Source organism: Rhodococcus sp. DMU2021 (genome assembly GCF_019641445.1).
Lineage (GTDB): Bacteria > Actinomycetota > Actinomycetes > Mycobacteriales > Mycobacteriaceae > Rhodococcus > Rhodococcus pyridinivorans.
In genome coordinates this window covers 228,393-243,744 of sequence record NZ_JAIFKB010000001.1, presented here as the reverse complement: position 1 = coordinate 243,744, position 15,352 = coordinate 228,393, and the positions used below count along the sequence as shown (strand labels likewise).

Below are 15,352 nucleotides of genomic sequence, written 5' to 3'. Positions count from 1 at the left end.
GCTGACCGGTCTCAGCTCAGTTCCAGGCCGCCGATGGGTCTGCGGCGCACGTGCAGCCGGTAGCGGACGGTAAGCGTCGTGCCGGGTGTCTCCCGGATCGCCCGGGTCGCGACGCGGGGTGCGAACTCGATGCCGAGCACCCGCTCGAGGGTCGCGCGGTCCGGGAACTCCCACAGCGTGTCGATGCGGCGCAGATCGAATCCCTGCGCCTCGAAGAACGCCTCGACCGCGGCCGGGTCGTAGTGCGGGAGGTCGTCGCGCATCCAGTCGCCGTAGGGATGGGCGGTGGCGTCGAGGTCGACGACGGCGAGCGCCCCGCCGGGACGCAGCACCCGCATGGCCTCGAGGATTCCGGCGCCGCACCCGGGGCCGAAGAAGTAGGCGGTGCGGGCGTGGACGAGATCGACCGAGGCGTCAGGCAGCGGCATGTCCGCGGCGGAGCCTTCCGTCACGGTGACCGACGGAAGACCTTTCACGCGGGTGCGGGCCGCGGCGACCAGCGGCGGGTGCGGCTCGATTCCGGTCACCGTGCGTGCGTCGGACGCGAACATCGGAAGGTGGAAACCCGAACCGCACCCGACGTCGACGACGTGGCGGCCGATCCAGTCCGCGGCCTCCCGCAGCGCCGCGTACACGGCGCCGCGGGGGTCCTGCGCGCGGTTCTCCTCCTCGTACACCTCGGGCCAGTGCCAGATGTTGGGGCTGGCGATCACACCACTTCCCGACTTCGGCGCACGAAGCTTCGACGGACGCACCATCGGCCGACTACACGAAGGCCGTGAGGATCAGCCAGGTGACGAAGGCCGACGGCAGGATCGAGTCGAGCCGGTCCATGATGCCACCGTGACCGGGCAGCAAGGTGCCCATGTCCTTGATACCGAGGTCGCGTTTGACCTGCGACTCGATCAGATCTCCGGCCGTCGCCGTGAACACGAGCACCGCACCGAGGATCACACCGACCCACCACGGGCCGTCGAGCAGAAGCATGACCGTGAGGACGCCGACGGCGACGCACGCCACGAGCGACCCGCCGAACCCCTCCCAGGACTTCTTCGGGCTGATCGCCGGCACCATCGGGTGCTTACCGAAGAGCACGCCCGCTGCGTAGCCACCGATGTCCGACGCCACGCACACGAGCATCAGGCAGAACACGCGCTGCGCGCCCTGATCCTCGAGGACCATGAGGGTCGCGAACGACGCCAGCAGCGGCAACCAGGCGGCGACGAAGACCGCGACAGCGGTATCGCGCAGGTAGTTGCGTGGCTGCGCGACGAGACCGTGGTCGAACAGGCGCCACAGCATCGTCACGACGACCGTGCCCGCGAACGCGCCGAGCACACCCGTTGTGCCGTACGGCCACCCGAGCCAGATCATCGCCTGACCACCGACCAGCAGCGGCAGTCTGGGGACGAGCACGTCGGCTTCACGCAGACGCTTGGTGACCTCCCAGGTCGCGATGCCGATGGCGATCGCGACGACGGCGAGCCACGCCTTCGGGGCGAACAGCAGGATCCCGATGACGAGCGCACCCAGACCCCCGCCGACCGCGAAGGCGGCCGGCAGGTCGCGTCCCGCCCGTGAGGGTTTCTTCACCGGCTCCGACGCAGGGTCGGGGGCCGGTGCCGGGTCTGCAGGGGTGGCACCGGAGTCGGCTCCGGCACCGAGTGGAAGCTGCGGGTCGGAGGACCCGTCGGCTCGACCCACTGTCAGACCTCCATCAGTTCGGCTTCCTTGTGCTTGATCAACTCGTCGATCTGACCGACGTACTTGGCGGTCGTCTTGTCGAGTTCCTTCTCGGCGCGGTTCACATCGTCCTCGCCGGCCTCGCCGTCCTTCTGGATGCGGCCGAGTTCCTCCATCGCCTTGCGGCGGACGTTGCGCACGGCGACCTTGGCGTCCTCGCCCTTGGCCTTTGCCTGCTTGACGAGTTCGCGGCGACGCTCCTCGGTGAGCTGCGGGACCGAGATGCGGATGATGTTGCCGTCGTTGGTGGGATTGACACCGAGATCGGAGTTGCGGATCGCGGTCTCGATCGCGTTCAGCTGCGAGGCCTCGTACGGCTTGACGATGACCATGCGCGCCTCGGGAACATTGATGCTGGCGATCTGCGTGATCGGCGTGGGAGCCCCGTAGTAGTCGACGACGATGCGGTTGAACATGCCCGGGTTCGCGCGACCGGTCCGGATGCCACCCAGATCGTCCCGGGCCACCGTGACGGCCTTCTCCATCTTCTCTTCTGCTTCGAAGAGGGCTTCATCGATCACGGCAGTTCCTCCATGTTCCGTTGTCCGTTCATGACCGTACGAGTGTTCCGATCTTCTCACCGGCGATGGCTCGGGCGATATTGCCCTTGGTCAGCAGATTGAAGACCATGATCGGCATGGCGTTATCCATGCACAGGCTGAAGGCGGTCGCGTCGGCGACCTTGAGGCCCTGTTCGATGACCTCGCGATGGGTGATCTCCTCGAACAGCACCGCATCCGGGTTCGTGCGGGGATCGTCGGAATAGACACCGTCCACGGCCTTCGCCATGAGGACGACCTCGGCGCCGATCTCGAGTGCGCGCTGCGCGGCGGTGGTGTCGGTGGAGAAGTACGGCATGCCCATGCCGGCACCGAAGATGACCACACGCCCCTTCTCGAGGTGGCGGCGCGCACGCAGCGGCAGGTAGGGCTCGGCGACCTGCCCCATCGTGATGGCGGTCTGGACGCGGGTGTCGATGCCTTCCTTCTCCAGGAAGTCCTGCAGCGCAAGGGAGTTCATGACCGTGCCGAGCATGCCCATGTAGTCGGATCGCGCGCGTTCGAGACCGCGCTGCTGGAGTTCGGCGCCGCGGAAGAAGTTGCCGCCACCGATCACGACCGCGACCTCGGCGCCACCGCGCACGACCTCCGCGATCTGCTGGGCCACCGTCGTCACCACGTCCGGGTCGAGTCCGACCTTGCCGCCGCCGAACATCTCGCCGCCGAGCTTGAGCAGTACCCGGCGGAATCCGGGCCGATCGTGGGCGTGGTCGGACATGACTCTCCTCTGGTTGCGCATGAATCGGCCCTTATCATCCTGCCTCATCCGCTCGCGGGAACCGAGATCGGGCGGATAGACACGCCACACCTGTCACCGCGCAGCACGCGCGGGCGCCTCCGGGCCCCGAGGCGGCGTGGCCCGACACACCTCGACCCCGCCGGTAGCAGCACCGACGGGGTCGTGGAGTGGAAGAACTAGCTGGCGCCGACCTCGAAACGCACGAAGCGGACGACGTTCGCGCCGGCCTCGTCGAGGATCGCCTTGACGGTCTTCTTCGAGTCCGTCACGGACGCCTGCTCGAGCAGGACGACATCCTTGAAGTAGCCGTTGACGCGGCCTTCGACGATCTTCGGCAGAGCCTGCTCCGGCTTGCCCTCGGCCTTGGCGGTCTCCTCGGCGATACGACGCTCGTTGGCGACGATGTCCTCGGGAACCTCGTCACGGGTGACGTACTTGGCCTTCAGAGCGGCGATCTGCATGGCGGCAGCGCGAGCGGCCTCTGCAGCAGCGTCGCCCTCACCGGTGTACTCGACGAGCACGCCGACGGACGGCGGCAGGTCGGAAGCACGCTTGTGCAGGTAGACGGCGGTCTGACCGTCAAAAGCGGCAACGCGACGCAGCTCGAGCTTCTCGCCGATCTTCGCGGACAGCTCCTGGACGAGGGCGTCGACGGTCTTGCCGTCGGCCTCGACGGCCTTGAGTACCTCGACGTCGTTCGCGCGGGCCTGTGCGGCAGCGGTGACGACCTTGTCGGCGAGAGCCTGGAACTCGTCGTTCTTGGCGACGAAGTCGGTCTCGGAGTTCAGCTCGACGAGAACGCCGTCCTTGGCGACGACGAGGCCTTCGGCGGTGGAGCGCTCGGCGCGCTTGCCCACGTCCTTGGCACCCTTGATGCGCAGCTGCTCGACGGCCTTGTCGAAGTCGCCGTCGTTGTCGGCGAGAGCGTTCTTGCAGTCCAGCATTCCGGAGCCGGTGAGCTCACGAAGACGCTTGACGTCGGCGGCGGTGTAGTTCGCCATGGAAGCGAGCCTCCTGTGTCTGTGGTGGAAAAGTCTCTGGGGGCGGCCCTGTCGCGCGGATGAGCTCGGGCCGCGATGCGACGGCCCCGACCAGGATCTCTCGATCGGAAGGTCGGGGCCGGGCAACGAATCAGGCCTCGGGGGCCGCGTCTGCTGCGGGGGCTACGTCCGCTGCGGGCGCCTCGGCGTCGGCGGCGGGGGTGGCCTGCGCGAGCAGCTCCTGCTCCCACTCGGCGAGAGGCTCGGCACCGGCCTCGGGCTTGGCCTCCGCGTCGCTGCTCTTGCCGGCGCGGGCCTGCAGGCCCTCGGCGACGGCGGAAGCGACGACCTTGGTCAGCAACGCCGCGGAACGGATCGCGTCGTCGTTGCCCGGGATCGGGTAGTCGACGAGGTCCGGATCGCAGTTGGTGTCGAGGATGGCGATGACCGGGATGTTCAGCTTGCGGGCCTCACCGACGGCGATGTGCTCCTTGTTGGTGTCGACGACCCAGATCGCCGACGGAACCTTCGCCATGTCGCGGATGCCGCCGAGGGTGCGCTCCAGCTTGTTCTTCTCACGCGTGAGCATGAGGATTTCCTTCTTGGTGCGTCCCTCGAAGCCGCCGGTCTGCTCCATCGACTCGAGCTCCTTCAGGCGCTGCAGGCGCTTGTGAACGGTCGAGAAGTTGGTGAGCATGCCGCCGAGCCAGCGCTGGTTCACGTAGGGCATGCCCACGCGGGTGGCCTCTTCGGCGATGGATTCCTGAGCCTGCTTCTTGGTGCCGACGAACAGCACGGTTCCACCGTGAGCGACGGTCTCCTTGACGAACTCGTACGCCTTGTCGATGTACGTCAGGGTCTGCTGCAGGTCGATGATGTAGATGCCGTTGCGGTCGGTGAAGATGAACCGCTTCATCTTCGGGTTCCAGCGACGGGTCTGGTGTCCGAAGTGGGCGCCGCTGTCGAGCAGCTGCCGCATAGTCACAACAGGCATGCCTGTTTCTCTCTTTCGTGTCGGTTTCCGCGGTGGATCTTCCGATCCCCGCCCTGGCGCCCACATGCCCGTCGAACCCTTGCGGGACCGGCCGACGGCCATTTCCGATGCGGCCCGGAGAAACGGGTCGGCATCGATGCGCGGACGCGCGAAGTCGATCTGCGTATACAGACCGCCCGACAAGTGTACGCGGAGCAGGCGCGGATCCCTAACCGGGAGTCACCGGACCTGTGGACGGATCCGGAGTTGTCCACAGATCGCGTCGCCCCCTGGTGCGCAGCGACTCCGATTCACGAGGCTGGCGGGCATGCTCCTCCCCGCTCCCCTCCGGTCGCTCGCCGTCGTGATCGCCGTGGTCGTCGTGCTCACCGCTGCGCCGGGACCCGGATCGGCCGACGCCGGACGGTTCGTGTGGCCACTCGATCCCCGGCCGGTCGTGAGCCGGCAGTTCGACCCGCCCGAGCAGAACTGGCTCCCCGGTCACCGCGGTGTCGACCTCGACGCACACGTGGGGCAGACCGTCGTGGCCGCCGGTGACGGCGTCGTCGCGTTCGCCGGTGTCGTGGCCGGGAAGCCTGTGGTCTCCGTCGATCACGAGGGCGGGCTGCGCACCACCTACGAGCCGGTGGAGGCGGCGGTCGCCGCGGGTCGCCGGGTGACGAGGGGCGATCCCATCGGCACCGTCGTCGCCGGTCACGATGGCTGCGCCTCCCCCGCATGCCTGCACTGGGGACTCCGACGCGGCCGCGACGACTATCTCGACCCGCTGCCCCTCGTCGAGCGCCCTGTGATCCGCCTGCTGCCGGTATGAGACGTCCCGGGGCCCGTGCGCCCCGCCTGGCGCACTGCGTGTCGACCCGACTAGCGCCCCGCGTGTCGACCCGACTAGCGCCCCGCGTGTCGACCCGACAGTGCAGGGAAGTCGTCGGCGACCATCGCGGCGAGTTCGACGAACGCCGTGCGTGTCGCGGGGCGGAGGCGTTCGAGATCGATCTCGGCTCCCTCGGCGAGATGCTCGTCGAAGGGCAGCACCTTCACCGCCCGGCACCGCGCGAGGAAATGCGCGGTCAGCGCGTCCATGTCGATGCTCGCCGCACCCGGGCGCGGCGAGCTGATCACCACGACCGTGCGTTCGACCAGGTCGGAGTAGCCGTGCGCCTGCAGCCAGTCGAGGGTCGCCGCCGCACTGCGGGCCGCGTCGACCGCAGGTGAGGCGACGAGGACGAGGGTGTTCGCCAGGTCCAGCACGCCCCGCATAACCGAATGCATGATCCCGGTCCCGCAGTCGGTGAGGATCACGTTGTAGTAGACCTGCAGAATGCCGACGACGCGGCGGTAGTCCTCCTCGCTGAACGCTTGGGAGGCAGCGGGATCGCGTTCGCTCGCGAGCACTTCGAGCCGGCTCGGCGCCTGGGAGGTGTGGGCACGCACGTCCGAGTACCGGCGGATGTTCGACGCGTTCGCGAGCAGGTCCCGCACCGTCGAGGTGGTCTGCTGCGGAATTCTCTGCCCGAGGGTGCCGAAGTCCGGATTCGCGTCGACGGCGATGACGCAGTCGCCGCGCAGCGACGCGAACGTCGACCCGAGCCCGACGGTCGTGGTGGTCTTTCCCACCCCGCCCTTCAGCGACAGCACCGCGATCCGGTAGTCGCCCGGGATCGGCTGGCGGATCCGGGCGACGAGCTCCTCGCGGCGCTCACTGCCTCCTCCGTCGAGCCTGCCGCCGGTCAGCCGGTCGACCCGCTCCCGCCACCGCCGCGTGGAACGTCGTGACCTGCGGACGAGCACTCCCGACGCGAGGTCGACATTCGACGGCTGATGGTCGAACCGCTGGGCCTCGTGTTGCAGGTCGTCGACCGGAGCGTCCGTTCGCGCCGGTAGCGGGCCCGAGACCTCGGGTTCGACCGGTCCAAGAGCGACCTCCGTAGTCTCCGGGCTCGACACCTCAGGTGCAGGTGCAGGTGCCACAGTGTCGGGCTGCGTCTCCATGGCTTCGGGTGCCGCTTCCGAGAAGACGGGCTCAGGCTCGGGTTCGGTCACGGCTTCCGGAACCACCGCATCGGTCGCTGCCGAGACCGCCGCCTCGGGCTCCGACGATGGGAACACCGGATTCTCGGGTCGCGCCGGTTTGTGCGCGGCGAGCGGTTCGGACGCCTCCGGCTCCGGGTCGTCTGCGCTGATCCGGGGCCGCAACGCCATGCCGAGAGGCACGGAGGCCGTCATCTCGATCGGAGCGGAGGCAGTGGGCGGAATCGCACCGTCGCCAGGCGAAGTGGAGGAGCCGAGCGTCTCGGCGACTCTGGCCGCGCGGCGGAGGCCGCGTCGCGCGTGGTCGGTTCCGGATTCCGGTGGGTCCTGCAGCCAGGCGGGCACGGCAGGACCCGGTTCGTTGCGTCTCATCTGTTCCCCCGATTCGATGGTGCCGGCGCACGCTATCAAACCGGGACGGCTTCTCGGGCAGGCCGATCAGGCGCGGGGATGAGCCTGATCGTGCGCGGCGCGCAGACGCGCCACCGACACGTGGGTGTAGAGCTGCGTGGTGGCCAGACTCGAATGGCCCAGCACCTCCTGGACCACGCGCAGGTCCGCTCCCCCTTCGAGCAGGTGCGTCGCAGCACTGTGCCGCAGGCCGTGCGGTGCGAGGTCGGGTGCGCCCGGCACCGACGAGACGGCGTCGTGCACCACAGACCGGACCTGCCGCTGATCGATCCGGCCACCACGCTTGCCCAGCAGCAGCGCCGCACCCGACGACGGTCGTGCGAGATGCGGGCGTCCGTGACGCAGCCACGCGTCGAGCGCCTCTGCCGCGGGACCTCCGTAGGGAACGATCCGTTCCTTGTCGCCCTTGCCGAGAACCCGGACGACCCGCCGCTCGGCGTCGACGTCGTCGATGTCGACCGCGCACAGCTCACCGACCCGGATTCCGGTGGCATAGAGCAGCTCGACGATCACCCGGTCACGCAGTGCGACGGGATCGAGTTCACGCGCACCGGATTTCGCGGCCTCCATGATCTCCAGTGCCTGGTCGTCGCGGAGCACGGCGGGCAGGGAGCGGTGCGGACGTGGCGAGACCAGACGCGTCGCCGGATCGGCGTCGAGTCGGCGGGTGCGTACGAGCCATGCCGTGAAGACGCGTGCCGACGAGGTGCGCCGCGCGAGCGTGGTGCGGGCCGCTCCCGCCGCCACCATCCCGGCGAGCCAGGATCGCAGCAGATCGAGGTCGAGGTCGGTGATGCGCGCATCGGGATTCCGGTCGGCGAGGTGCTGCAACAGCGAACGGATGTCGGCGCGATAGGCGCGGATCGTGTGTTCCGAGCGGTTGCCTTCGAGGCGGAGGTGGTCGACGAAGTCCCCGAGGTGCACGTCCAGCGTCGCGGGGAGCATGTCGGATTCCTTGCCTCGCATGGGTCTACCGTGCGGCACGACCGCCTCGGGTGCAACGGCCCGCGCCGACTAAGGTGCTTTCGTGAACAAAACGATCCCGGTACCGATGTTGTGCGCCCTGGCGTTGCTGTCGGCGATCGCGCCGCTCGCCACGGACATGTACCTCCCGGGACTTCCCGTCATGGCGGAGAGCCTGGGCAGTTCGACCGTCGGCGTCCAGCTCACACTCACGACGTTCATGGCGGGTCTCGGACTCGGCCAGCTGCTCGTGGGTCCCCTGTCGGACGGCTGGGGCCGTCGACGGCTGATCCTCGCCGGCACGATCGTCCTGGCGGTGAGCAGCGCGATCTGCGCGATGGCACCCACCGTCGAGATCCTGATCGCTGCGCGTCTGGTCCAGGGCTTCAGCGGCGGCACCGGCATCGTCCTCGCCCGGGCGGTCATCGCCGACCGGGCGCGAGGCAATCAGGCCGCCAAGCTGTTCAGCCTGATGATGATCATCGGTGGCATCGCGCCCGTCGCCGCTCCTCTGCTCGGTGGTGTGCTGCTGGGACCGATCGGATGGCGCGGCATCTTCTGGGTGCTCACGGGCCTGGCCGTCCTGATGGCCGTCGGCGCCTTCGCGTTCGTCCCGGAGACCCTGCCGCCGGAGGAGCGGCACGGCGGCGGTCTGAAGACGATGGCCGGCAACTTCGGGTACGTCCTCCGGCAGCGACGCTTCGTCGGTTACGCCGCCGCGATGGCCCTGGGCTTCGGCGCCATGTTCTCGTACATCTCGGCCTCGCCGTTCGTCACCCAGAACATCCTCGGTCTGAGCCCCGGCCAGTTCTCGATGGTGTTCGCCGTGAACTCGGCCGGTCTCGTGCTGGCCAATGCCGTCAACACCCGCCTCATCGGCCGGTTCGAGGTGCGGACACTGCTGCTCTTCGGTGTGACCACCATGTTCACGGCGGGCGCCCTGCTGTTGCTGACGATGGTCGTCGTCGGCTACGTCGCGGCGCTGATCCTGCCGCTGCTGTTCGTCGCGATCAGCATGATGGGACTGACGCTGGGCAACGCCACCGCGCTGGCCCAGTCGCAGGTCCCGAAGGCGGCCGGTACGGGCTCCGCCGTGATCGGCGCCTCCCAGTTCGGTCTCGCCGCCGTGGTCTCCCCCCTCGTCGGGCTCGGCGGCGAAGGCACAGGTATCCCGATGGCCGTCGCCATCGTCGTGTGCTCGGGACTCGCGCTCACCTCCGCTGCGGTGCTGGCGCGTGACTCGGCCGCGGTGCCGGCGCGCGAGTCCTCGAGCTGACGCGAACCGCCGCCGTCAGTTGCTCTCGACGGCCGCCAGTTCGCTCTTCCATACGCGGAAGCCCTCCTCGGTGCGTCCGCGACGCCAGTAACCCGAGATCGACGCGCGTGCCGGCGGTACGGCCCGTTCCTTCCGCAGGTACGGCCGGATGTGCTTCATGACGGCCTCGGCCTCACCGTGCACGAAGACCTGCACGTCGCCGCCCGGCCAGGGCAGGGCCTTCACCGCTGCGACGAGCGGCGAGTTGCCGTCGATCAGGTCGGCACCGGCGTCACCGGCCGCGACACCGCGATGGAGCCACGTGATGTCCACACCCGCCGGCGCGTCGAGTTTCAGTTCGTCGCCTGGACCGATGACCTCCAGGAAGACCGCGCCCCGCGCGTCGGCGGGCAGGTCCTCGAGCGCAGTCGCGATCGCAGGGATCGCGGTCTCGTCGCCGGCGAGCAGATGGAAGTCGGCGGAGCGATCGGGCCGGTATCCCGCGCCGGGTCCCCGCACCACGACCTGCGTGCCCGGTTGCACCGAGCGAGCCCACGGCCCCGCGACACCCTCGTCGCCGTGCACGACGAAGTCGATCCAGATCTCCCCGGCGTCCGGGTCCACGCGCCGGACGGTGTAGGTGCGGACGACCGTCTCGTCCCCCGCGGGCAGCTCGATCTTCACGTAGCTGTCGGTCTCCGCACGGGCCTGGAACTCGCCGAAGCCGTCTCCGCCGAGCACCACGCGGACGAAGTGCTCGCCGATCGCCTCGGTCCGCAGAACCGTGAGTGTCGTCCCCATGGGCGCTTTCCGTGCCACCGAACCTCCTATTAGGGTTACCTATCTCGCGTCACCGTACTCTGTCGCGGGGTGCGGCGGGGAGGTCACGATCGGCGAGGCTCTAGGCTCGAGAACATGAGCACCACCGCGGCCGACATCGCCACATGGATGACCGACATCATCACCACCGAACGCAGGGTCACCCAGACCGACATGGTCGACGCGATCGAGGCCAAGTTCGGCTCCGAGTGGATCTACGTGAACGACAACGGCCACCCCTCGATCGACCGCGCCGTCCTCAAGGAGTTCCGCAAGGCCCACCCCGGTGCCGTGAAATGGGACCGCGAGGACCGCGCTTGGTACGTCGAGGACGAGCCGACCGCCGACACCTCGGCCGAGTAGGCGGTCCTCCTCCGAATTCACCCTCGCGCGTCCCCGCGAAACGTCTCGGAGTCTGTGAACATACGGTCACGACTCCTTCGCGCGACCGTCTCCGGCACCGCCGGGCGGATCGGCGCGTCGGCGGCAGGTCGGAGGGCGCCGGGTGGACATCGAGAACGTGCGGGAACCTACCGTTCCCGCTCGCGAACTGGCGACGATCTGTGTGCTGGCGATCGTGGCCGGCGCCGTCATCGGCGTCGTCGGCGGGGCCTTCCGCTGGTGCCTGGAACGGCTCGAGCGATGGCGGATCCACACCGCGGAGTGGGCGCACGAACTTCCCGGTCCGGGATGGCTCGTGCCGGTGGGAATCACGATCCTTGGCGCTCTGCTCGCAGCGCTGATCGTCCGGATGGTCCCCCTCGCCTCGGGTAGCGGAATCCAGCACGTCGAAGCCGTCGACCGCGGGCAGGCCGAGCCCCCACCTCTGTCGGTGCTGCCCTCCAGATTCGTCGGGGCGCTCCTGTCGATCGGGTCGGGTCTCGTCCTGGGACGGGAGGGCTCGATCGTGCACATGGGTGCCGCGGTGGGCGCCGAGACCGCACGCTGCGCCCGGCGTCCCGAGCACGAACGTCTGCTGCAGACCTCGGTGTCCGGTGCCGGACTCGCGGTCGCGTTCAATGCCCCGATCGGCGGTGCGCTGTTCGTCTTCGAGGAGGTCACCGGCAGCTTCCGTTTCCGCACGGTCGTACCCGTCGTCCTGTCGGTGGCCGCCGCGGTGGTGTGCTCGCGGACGATCGTCGGCGACACCCCCGACTTCGCCGTGGACCCCATCGCTCCCCCGTCGATCGTCCTGCTGCCCGTGTTCGTGGTGTTCGGTCTGCTCACCGGGCTGCTCGGCGCGGCCTACAACCGGATGGTCCTGGGCTCGCTGAGCGTGGTGGAGTCGGTCCGGTCGCTCTCCCCGGTGATGAAGGCTGCAATCATCGGCGGACTCGTCGGGTTGTTGTCCGTGGTCGCACCGTGGGCCGGCGGTGGCGGCGACTCCCTCGTCCAGCACGTGGTGAGCGGTGGTGCGCTCGCACTGCCGGTGGTCGCCTGGTACGTCCTGCTGCGGTTCGTCGCCGGCCCGCTGTCGTACGCGGCCGGGACACCGGGCGGACTGTTCGCGCCGCTCCTCGCACTGGGCGCTCTCTGGGGTCTGTTGTGCGCCGGGATCTGTACCGCGATCGTCCCCGGGATCGGGTCGTCCCTGGCCGTGCCGATGGCCATCGCGGGGATGGCCGCTCTCTTCGGCGCGTCGGTGCGGGCCCCGATCACCGGAGTCGTCCTCGTCGTGGAGATGACCGCGGCGACGGGAGTGACGGTCCCGATGCTCGCCGCGACGATCTGCGCCGTCGTCGTGGCGTATTCCACGCGGGTCCCGCCCATCTACGACAGCCTGCGCGACCGCATGTTCGGCACCCCTCCCGACCGGGGGTAGACCGCCCCGGGCGTCGATCCGCCGTCACGTCCGCCGCCACCCTCCGTCCGTCACCACCACCAGACCGTCGAGTTCGAGCAGGGGCAGCGCCGCCCGCACCCGCTCGATCGGCAGCCCCGCGGACTCGGCCACCATCGCCGGATCACAGACATCCGACGCCGGAAGCGCCTCGTAGACAAGGGCCATGTCGCCCGACAATCCGTCCAGGTCGCGGCGGAACAGGCCGTCGAGGTCGTCGTCCCCGCCCGCCAGCAGCGGACCGCACTCCTCGACGACGTCGCGCGCCGCGCCCACCAGACGCGCCTCGCCCTCCCTGATCATGCGGTGACAGCCCTGCGAGGCCGCCGAGGTCACCGGTCCGGGCACCGCCATGACAGGCCGCCCGAGTCGTCGCGCCCACGCCGCGGTGTTGCGCGCCCCGCTGCGCCAGCCCGCCTCGACGACGACCGTGCCGGCGGACAACCCCGCGATCAGCCGGTTGCGGGCGAGGAACCGGTACCGCGCCGGAGTCGTGCCCGGGGGATACTCGCTCACCACCAGACCCGATTCGGAGATCCGCCGCAACATCGTCGCGTGTGCCGCCGGATACGCCCGGTCGACACCGCAGGCCAGGATCGCGACGGTGGTGCCACCCACCCCGAGCGCCGCGCGGTGTGCGGCCGCGTCGACGCCGAAGGCCGCGCCGGACACGACCGTCCATCCGTCGGCGGCGAGATCCCCGGCGATCTCGGCGGTGACGTGCTCCCCGTAACCGCTCGCGGCGCGGGTCCCGACGATGCCGATCGCGCGTTCGGCGAGGTCGTCGATCCGCCGGCTCCCCCACACCCACAGCGCGAGGGGTGGCCCTTCGGCGTCGGTCGCGGTGTCGAGAGTGCCGAAGCCGAGCATCTGCCAGGCAGGCCATTCGTCGTCGTCGGGCGTGACCAGTCGCCCGCCGGCCCGTCCCAAACGATCGAGATCCCGTGCCGCGGTATCGAGGTGCGCCCGCACCGAGTACCGCGACGAGAGTTCGTCGAGGCCCGCACCCGACCGGATGGCGGCTGCCACCTCGAGTACACCCTCGGCTTCCACTGCCGCCGACAACGAACGCGACGCACCCTGTGCGACGGTCGACAGATAGGCCCAGGCCAGGCGCCGTTCGTCGCCGTGCCCGCTCATGCGACACCCCGATCCCGGAAGTCGAGTGCGGCAGCGACGTGCGTCGCCGTCGGCGAATCAGAACCGTCGAGGTCGCTCAGCGTCCACGCGACCCGCAGTGCCCGATCCGCTCCTCGCGCGGTGATGGCGCCCTTGCGCAGCGCCCATTCGACGGGTTCGAGCGCAGCACGTGGAAGACGGAACTTCTGCCGCAGAGCCGGCCCGGGCACCTCGGCGTTGGTGGCCCAGCCGTGCTCGGCCCACCGCTCGCGTGCCGCGGCTCTCGCCCGGGCGACGCGCGCCCGTACGTCGTCGGTGCTCTCGCCGGTCTCCCCCATCAACGCGCTGGTCGCGACGGCTTGCATCCGGACCCGCAGGTCGACGCGGTCGAGGAGCGGGCCCGACAGACGCCCCAGATAGCGGCGACGTGCGGTCGGCGCGCACACGCAGTCGGCGTCGCGTGGTGGTGCGCACGGGCACGGGTTGGCGGCGAGGATCAGCTGGAAGCGGGCCGGATATCGCGCGACACCGTCCCGGCGGGCGATGCGCACCTCCCCGTCCTCGAGCGGCGTCCGCAGCGCTTCGAGTGTCTTCGTCCCCATCTCGGCGACCTCGTCGAGGAACAGCACGCCACGGTGTGCCCGGCTCACCGCGCCGGGTTTCGCCATGCCGGTACCGCCTCCGATCAGCGAACTCACCGACGCCGTGTGATGGGGCGCGATGAAGGGCGGTTCCGTCACGAGCGGCCGGTCGCTGGTGAGGGTGCCCGCCACCGAATGGATGGCCGTCACCTCGAGGGCGTGACTTTCGTCCAGGTCCGGCAGGATCCCCGGAAGTCGCTGCGCGAGCATTGTTTTCCCGATTCCCGGCGGGCCGGTCAACATCAGGTGGTGCGCGCCGGCCGCAGCGACCTCGATCGCGCGACGCGCTTCGTGCTGGCCGACCACTTCGCTGAGATCGCCGCGCACCGCCCGCGGTGGCAGCGCGCGCGGATCGGGCCGTTCGAGCGGACCGTCGCCCTGGAGCCAGAGCACCAACTCGCGCAGTGTCTCGGCGCCGTAGACGTCGATGCCGTCGACGAGCGCCGCTTCGGTCATCGTCGCGGTCGGCACCACCACGCGCGACCAGCCGTGTTTCTTCGCCGTGAGCACGGCGGGCAGCACACCGCGCACCGGCCTGACGCGCCCGTCGAGCGCGAGTTCGCCGAGCAGCACCGTCTGGGAGACGGCCTCGGTCGGCACGACATCCGCTGCGTCGAGCACCGCGCACGCCAGTCCGAGATCGTAGACACTGCCGACCTTCGGCAGCGTGGCCGGCGACAGTGCGAGCACGACCTTCGAATCCGGCCACTTGGCACCGGAATTCGACACGGCGGCGCGCACCCGGTCGCGCGACTCCTGGAGCGCGGTGTCGGGCAGCCCGACCATCGTCACGCCCGGCAGACCTCGCCCGATGTCGGCTTCGATCTCGACGACCTGCCCGTCGATCCCGGAGACGGCGACCGACCAGGCACGGCCGAGCGCCATCAGAGGACCTGCTTGCGATGGGTGATCTCCGGGGCGTGTCCCCGCGCGAGCAGGACGGTGACCACATCGACGCGGATGTGCGACCAGCGGCGCGTCTGCTCGGACAACCACTGTCCGGCGAGGCGACGGATCCGTTCGGCCTTCGCGGGCGTCACCGCCTCGGCGGGGGTGCCGTAGCCGGTGCCGGTGCGGGTCTTGACCTCGACGAAGACGACGGACGCGCCGTCCTGTGCGATGAGATCGAGTTCGCCGTATCGGCTGCGCCAGTTCCGTTCGAGCACGACCATGCCGGTCGACTCAAGGTATTCGGCGGCAAGATCCTCGCCTCGCGCGCCCAGATCCCGGTTGTGTGATGTCCGATTGGTCCCCTGCATG

At 69.6% G+C, this 15,352-nt stretch carries 16 protein-coding genes; 4 read left to right on the top strand and 12 right to left on the bottom strand.

All coding sequences use genetic code 11. From position 1 onward, the window contains the following. Window positions 1-11: 11 nt before the first annotated feature. From K3M35_RS01145 to rpsB, 6 genes are all read right to left on the bottom strand, one after another. Window positions 12-758, bottom strand: a complete 747-nt coding sequence (locus K3M35_RS01145) for a class I SAM-dependent methyltransferase (protein WP_052039969.1) — start codon at window positions 756-758, stop codon at window positions 12-14. 7 nt (window positions 759-765) lie between these two features. Further along, the gene (locus K3M35_RS01140) at window positions 766-1,704 is read right to left on the bottom strand and encodes a phosphatidate cytidylyltransferase (RefSeq protein ID WP_220665886.1); all 939 of its coding nucleotides are present in this window, start codon (window positions 1,702-1,704) and stop codon (window positions 766-768) included. A 2-nt stretch (window positions 1,705-1,706) separates the two neighbouring features. Next, the gene (gene frr / locus K3M35_RS01135; RefSeq protein ID WP_024100638.1) at window positions 1,707-2,264 is read right to left on the bottom strand and encodes a ribosome recycling factor; all 558 of its coding nucleotides are present in this window, start codon (window positions 2,262-2,264) and stop codon (window positions 1,707-1,709) included. A 28-nt stretch (window positions 2,265-2,292) separates the two neighbouring features. Beyond that, window positions 2,293-3,021, bottom strand: a complete 729-nt coding sequence (gene pyrH / locus K3M35_RS01130) for a UMP kinase (RefSeq protein ID WP_006550976.1) — start codon at window positions 3,019-3,021, stop codon at window positions 2,293-2,295. 197 nt (window positions 3,022-3,218) lie between these two features. Beyond that, the gene (gene tsf, locus K3M35_RS01125; RefSeq protein WP_220665885.1) at window positions 3,219-4,043 is read right to left on the bottom strand and encodes a translation elongation factor Ts; all 825 of its coding nucleotides are present in this window, start codon (window positions 4,041-4,043) and stop codon (window positions 3,219-3,221) included. Between the two features lie 130 nt (window positions 4,044-4,173). Further along, on the bottom strand, window positions 4,174-5,016 hold the full coding sequence (gene rpsB, locus K3M35_RS01120) for a 30S ribosomal protein S2 (RefSeq protein ID WP_024100637.1): 843 nt from the start codon (window positions 5,014-5,016) through the stop codon (window positions 4,174-4,176). 307 nt (window positions 5,017-5,323) lie between these two features. Here rpsB and K3M35_RS01115 point away from each other — a divergent pair, with 307 nt between their 5' ends. Beyond that, window positions 5,324-5,827 carry a M23 family metallopeptidase gene (locus K3M35_RS01115; protein ID WP_220665884.1) on the top strand — a complete coding sequence of 168 codons (504 nt, stop codon included), beginning with the start codon at window positions 5,324-5,326 and terminating at the stop codon, window positions 5,825-5,827. Between the two features lie 74 nt (window positions 5,828-5,901). Here K3M35_RS01115 and K3M35_RS01110 read toward each other — a convergent pair whose 3' ends face one another. Next, on the bottom strand, window positions 5,902-7,416 hold the full coding sequence (locus K3M35_RS01110) for a MinD/ParA family protein (protein WP_220665883.1): 1,515 nt from the start codon (window positions 7,414-7,416) through the stop codon (window positions 5,902-5,904). A gap of 66 nt (window positions 7,417-7,482) precedes the next feature. After that, a complete protein-coding gene (locus K3M35_RS01105) occupies window positions 7,483-8,421 on the bottom strand; it encodes a tyrosine recombinase XerC (protein ID WP_006550971.1) in 939 nt (312 codons plus the stop codon). 85 nt (window positions 8,422-8,506) lie between these two features. Here K3M35_RS01105 and K3M35_RS01100 point away from each other — a divergent pair, with 85 nt between their 5' ends. Further along, window positions 8,507-9,694, top strand: a complete 1,188-nt coding sequence (locus K3M35_RS01100; protein WP_033096707.1) for a multidrug effflux MFS transporter — start codon at window positions 8,507-8,509, stop codon at window positions 9,692-9,694. Between the two features lie 15 nt (window positions 9,695-9,709). On the opposite strand, the gene K3M35_RS01095 is transcribed toward K3M35_RS01100, so the two are convergent. Next, window positions 9,710-10,474 (bottom strand): siderophore-interacting protein, encoded by a 765-nt coding sequence (locus tag K3M35_RS01095; protein ID WP_006550969.1) that lies wholly within the window; start codon window positions 10,472-10,474, stop codon window positions 9,710-9,712. 114 nt (window positions 10,475-10,588) lie between these two features. On the opposite strand from K3M35_RS01095, the gene K3M35_RS01090 reads away from it, so the two are divergent. Together K3M35_RS01090 and K3M35_RS01085 are read left to right on the top strand one after the other, a co-directional pair. Continuing rightward, window positions 10,589-10,855 (top strand): hypothetical protein, encoded by a 267-nt coding sequence (locus K3M35_RS01090; protein WP_220665882.1) that lies wholly within the window; start codon window positions 10,589-10,591, stop codon window positions 10,853-10,855. A 142-nt stretch (window positions 10,856-10,997) separates the two neighbouring features. Further along, window positions 10,998-12,314: a ClC family H(+)/Cl(-) exchange transporter gene (locus K3M35_RS01085; RefSeq protein ID WP_220665881.1), complete on the top strand. Its 1,317-nt coding sequence runs from the start codon at window positions 10,998-11,000 to the stop codon at window positions 12,312-12,314. 24 nt (window positions 12,315-12,338) lie between these two features. On the opposite strand, the gene dprA is transcribed toward K3M35_RS01085, so the two are convergent. The 3 genes from dprA to K3M35_RS01070 are packed head-to-tail and all read right to left on the bottom strand — an operon-like array spanning window position 12,339 to window position 15,351. Beyond that, complete coding sequence (gene dprA / locus K3M35_RS01080; RefSeq protein WP_033096503.1) at window positions 12,339-13,472, bottom strand: DNA-processing protein DprA; 1,134 nt, start codon at window positions 13,470-13,472, stop codon at window positions 12,339-12,341. After that, complete coding sequence (locus K3M35_RS01075) at window positions 13,469-14,977, bottom strand: YifB family Mg chelatase-like AAA ATPase (protein ID WP_220665880.1); 1,509 nt, start codon at window positions 14,975-14,977, stop codon at window positions 13,469-13,471. The genes dprA and K3M35_RS01075 overlap by 4 nt, the downstream gene beginning before the upstream one ends. Continuing rightward, on the bottom strand, window positions 14,977-15,351 hold the full coding sequence (locus K3M35_RS01070) for a YraN family protein (protein WP_019289117.1): 375 nt from the start codon (window positions 15,349-15,351) through the stop codon (window positions 14,977-14,979). The genes K3M35_RS01075 and K3M35_RS01070 overlap by 1 nt, the downstream gene beginning before the upstream one ends. Between the last annotated feature and the right edge of the window lies 1 nt (window position 15,352).

Bases quoted from the DNA above. Each gene is read 5' to 3' on its own strand.
- K3M35_RS01145 (WP_052039969.1), bottom strand. From the start codon at position 758: ATGGTGCGTCCGTCGAAGCTTCGTGCGCCGAAGTCGGGAAGTGGTGTG.
- pyrH (WP_006550976.1), bottom strand. From the start codon at position 3,021: ATGTCCGACCACGCCCACGATCGGCCCGGATTCCGCCGGGTACTGCTC.
- tsf (WP_220665885.1), bottom strand. From the start codon at position 4,043: ATGGCGAACTACACCGCCGCCGACGTCAAGCGTCTTCGTGAGCTCACC.
- rpsB (WP_024100637.1), bottom strand. From the start codon at position 5,016: ATGCCTGTTGTGACTATGCGGCAGCTGCTCGACAGCGGCGCCCACTTC.
- K3M35_RS01115 (WP_220665884.1), top strand. From the start codon at position 5,324: ATGCTCCTCCCCGCTCCCCTCCGGTCGCTCGCCGTCGTGATCGCCGTG.
- K3M35_RS01110 (WP_220665883.1), bottom strand. From the start codon at position 7,416: ATGAGACGCAACGAACCGGGTCCTGCCGTGCCCGCCTGGCTGCAGGAC.
- K3M35_RS01105 (WP_006550971.1), bottom strand. From the start codon at position 8,421: ATGCGAGGCAAGGAATCCGACATGCTCCCCGCGACGCTGGACGTGCAC.
- K3M35_RS01100 (WP_033096707.1), top strand. From the start codon at position 8,507: ATGTTGTGCGCCCTGGCGTTGCTGTCGGCGATCGCGCCGCTCGCCACG.
- K3M35_RS01095 (WP_006550969.1), bottom strand. From the start codon at position 10,474: ATGGGGACGACACTCACGGTTCTGCGGACCGAGGCGATCGGCGAGCAC.
- K3M35_RS01090 (WP_220665882.1), top strand. From the start codon at position 10,589: ATGAGCACCACCGCGGCCGACATCGCCACATGGATGACCGACATCATC.
- dprA (WP_033096503.1), bottom strand. From the start codon at position 13,472: ATGAGCGGGCACGGCGACGAACGGCGCCTGGCCTGGGCCTATCTGTCG.
- K3M35_RS01075 (WP_220665880.1), bottom strand. From the start codon at position 14,977: ATGGCGCTCGGCCGTGCCTGGTCGGTCGCCGTCTCCGGGATCGACGGG.
- K3M35_RS01070 (WP_019289117.1), bottom strand. From the start codon at position 15,351: ATGCAGGGGACCAATCGGACATCACACAACCGGGATCTGGGCGCGCGA.